The sequence below is a fragment of the Plasticicumulans sp. genome (genome assembly GCF_035331805.1).
Lineage (GTDB): Bacteria > Pseudomonadota > Gammaproteobacteria > Competibacterales > Competibacteraceae > Plasticicumulans.
The window spans coordinates 1-3779 of sequence record NZ_DAOLKE010000331.1 but is presented as its reverse complement, the minus strand read 5'-3'; the positions used below and the strand labels follow the sequence as shown (position 1 = coordinate 3779).

The window sequence follows — 3779 nt, the reverse complement described above, 5'->3', positions numbered from 1 at the left end:
CCGCGTCGATGTCCTTCAGGTTGTTGCCGGTGGCGCCGCGCACGGTCAGCCAGCGGCCATCCGGCAAGCGCGGCTTACCTGGCTCGATGCGCCGTCGGCCCGACAGATATTCCCCGGTCAGCGAATCCGGATGCACGGAAATGGCATGCGGTGTGCCTTGTGCAACGATCCGACCGCCCTGAATGCCGGCTGCCGGCCCCATGTCCACAATATGATCGGCAGCCCGGATCGTTGCCTCGTCATGCTCGACGACGACGACGGTATTGCCGAGATCACGCAGGTGCATCAGGGTTTTCAGCAGGCGTTCGATATCGCGCGGATGCAGGCCGATCGACGGTTCATCGAGTACATACAGCACCCCGACCAGTCCGGCGCCGATCTGCGAAGCCAGCCGGATGCGCTGCGCCTCGCCGCCGGACAGGGTTTCGGCGGCGCGATCGAGAGTCAGGTAATCGAGCCCGACATCACCGAGAAAACCGAGCCGGCTGCGTAATTCACGCAGGATTGGTGTGGCAATCACGCCATGGCGGCCCGGCAGATCAAGTTTCAGAAACCATTCACGGCAGGCATCGATCGGCAGGGCCGCGATTTCCGGCAGGCTGCGACCACCGACGCGGACCGCGCGCGCCGCCGGATTCAGCCGCGCGCCCCGGCAGGCCGGGCAGACCCGTTCCGCCTGCAGGCGCGCGAGTTCCTCGCGCACCGTTGCCGATTCGGTTTCGCGATAGCGGCGTTCGAGATTCGGAATCACGCCTTCGAAGCGCTGGCGCTGCGTGCGTGCGCCGCGCTCGCCTTCATGCTGCACGTCGAGTTCGGTCGTGCCGCTGCCGTACAGCACCACCTCGCGCGCCGCCGCCGGCAGCTCGCGAAACGGCTGCTCCGGGTCGAAGCCGTAGTGCGCGGCCAGCGCCTGCAGCAGCGCCCAGGACCAGGGGTTGCGCCGCTCCCAGCCGCGGATCGCGCCGTCGGCGAGCGAGCGCCCCGGCTCGACGACGACGCGCGCCGGGTCGAACCAGTTCTGCGTGCCGAGGCCGTCGCAGGCCGGACAGGCGCCGGCCGGGCTGTTGAACGAGAACAGCCGCGGTTCGAGTTCCGGCACGGTGAAGCCGCATTCGGGGCAGGCGTGGCGGGCGCTGAACGCGAGCGCCTCGCCGTCGGCATCGAGCGATTCGACCCGTGCCAGCCCGTCGGCGAGCTTCAGCGCCGTCTCGAAGGATTCCGCCAGCCGGGCGCGCTGGTCGCTGCGCACGCGCAGGCGGTCGACGACGACCTCGATCGTGTGCCGGGTCTTGCCGTCGAGGGCCGGCAGCGCGTCGAGTTCATGCACGGTGGCGTCGATGCGCACGCGCAGGAAGCCGCCGGCGCGCAGCTCCGTGAACAGTTGCGCATGCTCGCCCTTGCGCTCGCGCACCACCGGGGCGAGCAGCAGCAGGCGTTCGCCTTCGGGACGCGCGAGCACGGCATCGACCATCTGCGCCACGGTCTGCGCATCGAGCGCATGGCCGTGCTCCGGGCAGTGCGGCGTGCCGGCGCGCGCGTAGAGCAGGCGCAGGTGGTCGTGGATCTCGGTGACGGTGCCGACCGTCGAGCGCGGATTGTGCGAGGCGGTCTTCTGCTCGATCGCGATCGCCGGCGACAGGCCCTCGATCGCATCGACATCGGGCTTGTCGGTCAGCGCCAGGAACTGCCGCGCGTAGGCCGACAGCGATTCGACGTAGCGGCGCTGGCCCTCGGCGTACAGCGTGTCGAAGGCGAGCGAGGACTTGCCGGAACCCGACGGGCCGGTGATGACGATCAGCCGGTTGCGCGGCAGGTCGAGATCGACGTTCTTCAGGTTGTGCGTGCGCGCACCGCGGATGCGGATGAAGTCCATGCAGGATCGGCCTCGGTGCTCGGGCCGCCGCGGATTAAGCCGCGGCTAAGCGGGTGGGGGAGGGCGCTCTGTTACACTGCAGCATCCGGCTTTTCCGCATTCCTGTCCGATTTCCGATCCGAGCTTTCATCCGTCCGGCCGGTGTGGCCCCGCACCGGTCCCGGCCGGCGCATGGCCCGAGGCGAGGCTTTCCATGACTTCCAGACGCACCACGACGCTGGCCGGCGAGGCAATGACCGCGCAGGAGCGCCGCGTCGCCGGCTGGCTGGCCGGCGTGTTCTCGCTGCGCATGCTCGGCCTGTTCATGATCCTGCCGGTGTTCGCGCTGTATGCCGAGCACCTCGATGGCGCCACGCCGGCGCTCGCCGGCCTCGCGATCGGCATCTACGGCCTGGCGCAGGCGATCTTCCAGATTCCGTTCGGCCTGCTGTCCGACCGCTTCGAGCGCAAGCAGATCATCATCGTCGGCCTCGTGATCTTCGCGCTCGGTTCGGTCGTGGCGGCGCTCGCGACCAGCATCAACGGCGTGATCCTCGGCCGCGCGCTGCAGGGCATGGGCGCGATCTCGGCGGCGGTGATGGCGCTCGCCGCCGATCTGACCCGCGAGGAGCACCGCACCAAGGTCATGGCGACGATCGGCGTGTCGATCGGCGTGTCGTTCGCGGTGTCGATGGTCGCCGGACCGGTGCTGAACGGCTTCGTCGGCGTGCCCGGCATCTTCTGGATCACGGCGCTGCTCGCGCTCGGCGGCATCGGCGTCGTGAAGTTCCTCGTGCCCGATCCGTTCGATCATCGCCTGCACCGCGACGCGCAGCCGGTGCCGGCGCAGTTCCTGCGCGTGCTGCGCGATCCGCAGCTGCTGCGCCTCGATGCCGGCATCTTCGCGCTGCACCTGATCCTGACCGCGACCTTCGTCGCCGTGCCGCATGCGCTGAAGAACCTGATCGGCATGCCGGCCAGCACGCACTGGGAGCTCTACCTGCCGACCATGGTGCTCGGCATGGGGGCGATGGTGCCGTTCGTGATCGTCGCCGAGAAGCAGCGGCGGCTGAAGCAGGTGTTCCTCGGTGCGATTGCGCTGCTCGGCGTCGCCGAGGTGGCGCTGGTCGGCTTCCACGCCGGCTTCTGGAGCATCGGCATCGCGATGTTCCTGTTCTTCACGGCCTTCAACCTGCTCGAAGCGACGCTGCCGTCGCTGGTCGCGAAGATGGCGCCGCCCGATGCCAAGGGCACGGCAATGGGCTTCTACGCCAGCACGCAGTTCCTCGGCGCCTTCTGCGGCGGCGCGCTCGGGGGCTGGCTGCACGGACGCTACGGCCTCGCGGCGGTGTTCCAGCTCTGCGCGCTGGTCGCGCTCGGCTGGCTGGCGCTGGCCGCGACCATGAAGAACCCGCGCTATCTGTCGAGCTACCTGCTGAACGTCGGGGCGATGGACGAGGCTGCGGCCCAGCGCCTCGGTGCGCGCCTGACCGAAGTCCGCGGCGTTGCCGAGGCCGTGGTCAGCGGTGCCGACGGGGTCGCCTATCTGAAGATCGACCGCCACGCGCTCGACGAGCCGGCGCTGCTCGCGTTCTCGGTGTCGCGGCCGCCGGCCTGAGCCGCACTAGAATCCCCGGCATCCCGGCCTCATATCAGCCGGCCGGCATCCCCTCACCAGCACCGCGGAGCGCTCCCTCATGGCCAGAGGCATCAACAAGGTCATCCTCGTCGGCAATCTCGGGGCCGATCCCGAAACCAAGTACATGCCGAGCGGTGATGCGATCACCAACCTGCGCATCGCGACTTCGGACACCTGGACCGACAAGAGCTCGGGCCAGAAGCAGGAACGCACCGAGTGGCACCGCGTGGTGATGTTCAAGAAGCTCGCCGAGATCGCCGCCGAATACCTGCGCAAGGGTTCGCAGGT

Annotated in this window: 3 protein-coding genes; 2 read left to right on the top strand and 1 reads right to left on the bottom strand. The window is 69.0% G+C overall.

Going from position 1 to position 3779, the window contains the following annotated elements; translation table 11 throughout:
* Positions 1-1873: excinuclease ABC subunit UvrA (uvrA, locus tag PKE44_RS16290; protein ID WP_324553272.1), on the bottom strand; the 1873-nt coding region annotated here is incomplete at its 3' end.
* Positions 1874-2066: 193 nt separating this feature from the next.
* Here uvrA and PKE44_RS16285 point away from each other — a divergent pair.
* The gene (locus tag PKE44_RS16285) at positions 2067-3470 is read left to right on the top strand and encodes an MFS transporter (RefSeq protein ID WP_324553269.1); all 1404 of its coding nucleotides are present in this window, start codon (positions 2067-2069) and stop codon (positions 3468-3470) included.
* Between the two features lie 79 nt (positions 3471-3549).
* Positions 3550-3779, top strand: a 230-nt coding sequence (gene ssb, locus PKE44_RS16280; protein WP_324553266.1) for a single-stranded DNA-binding protein, incomplete at its 3' end; no start/stop codon positions are given.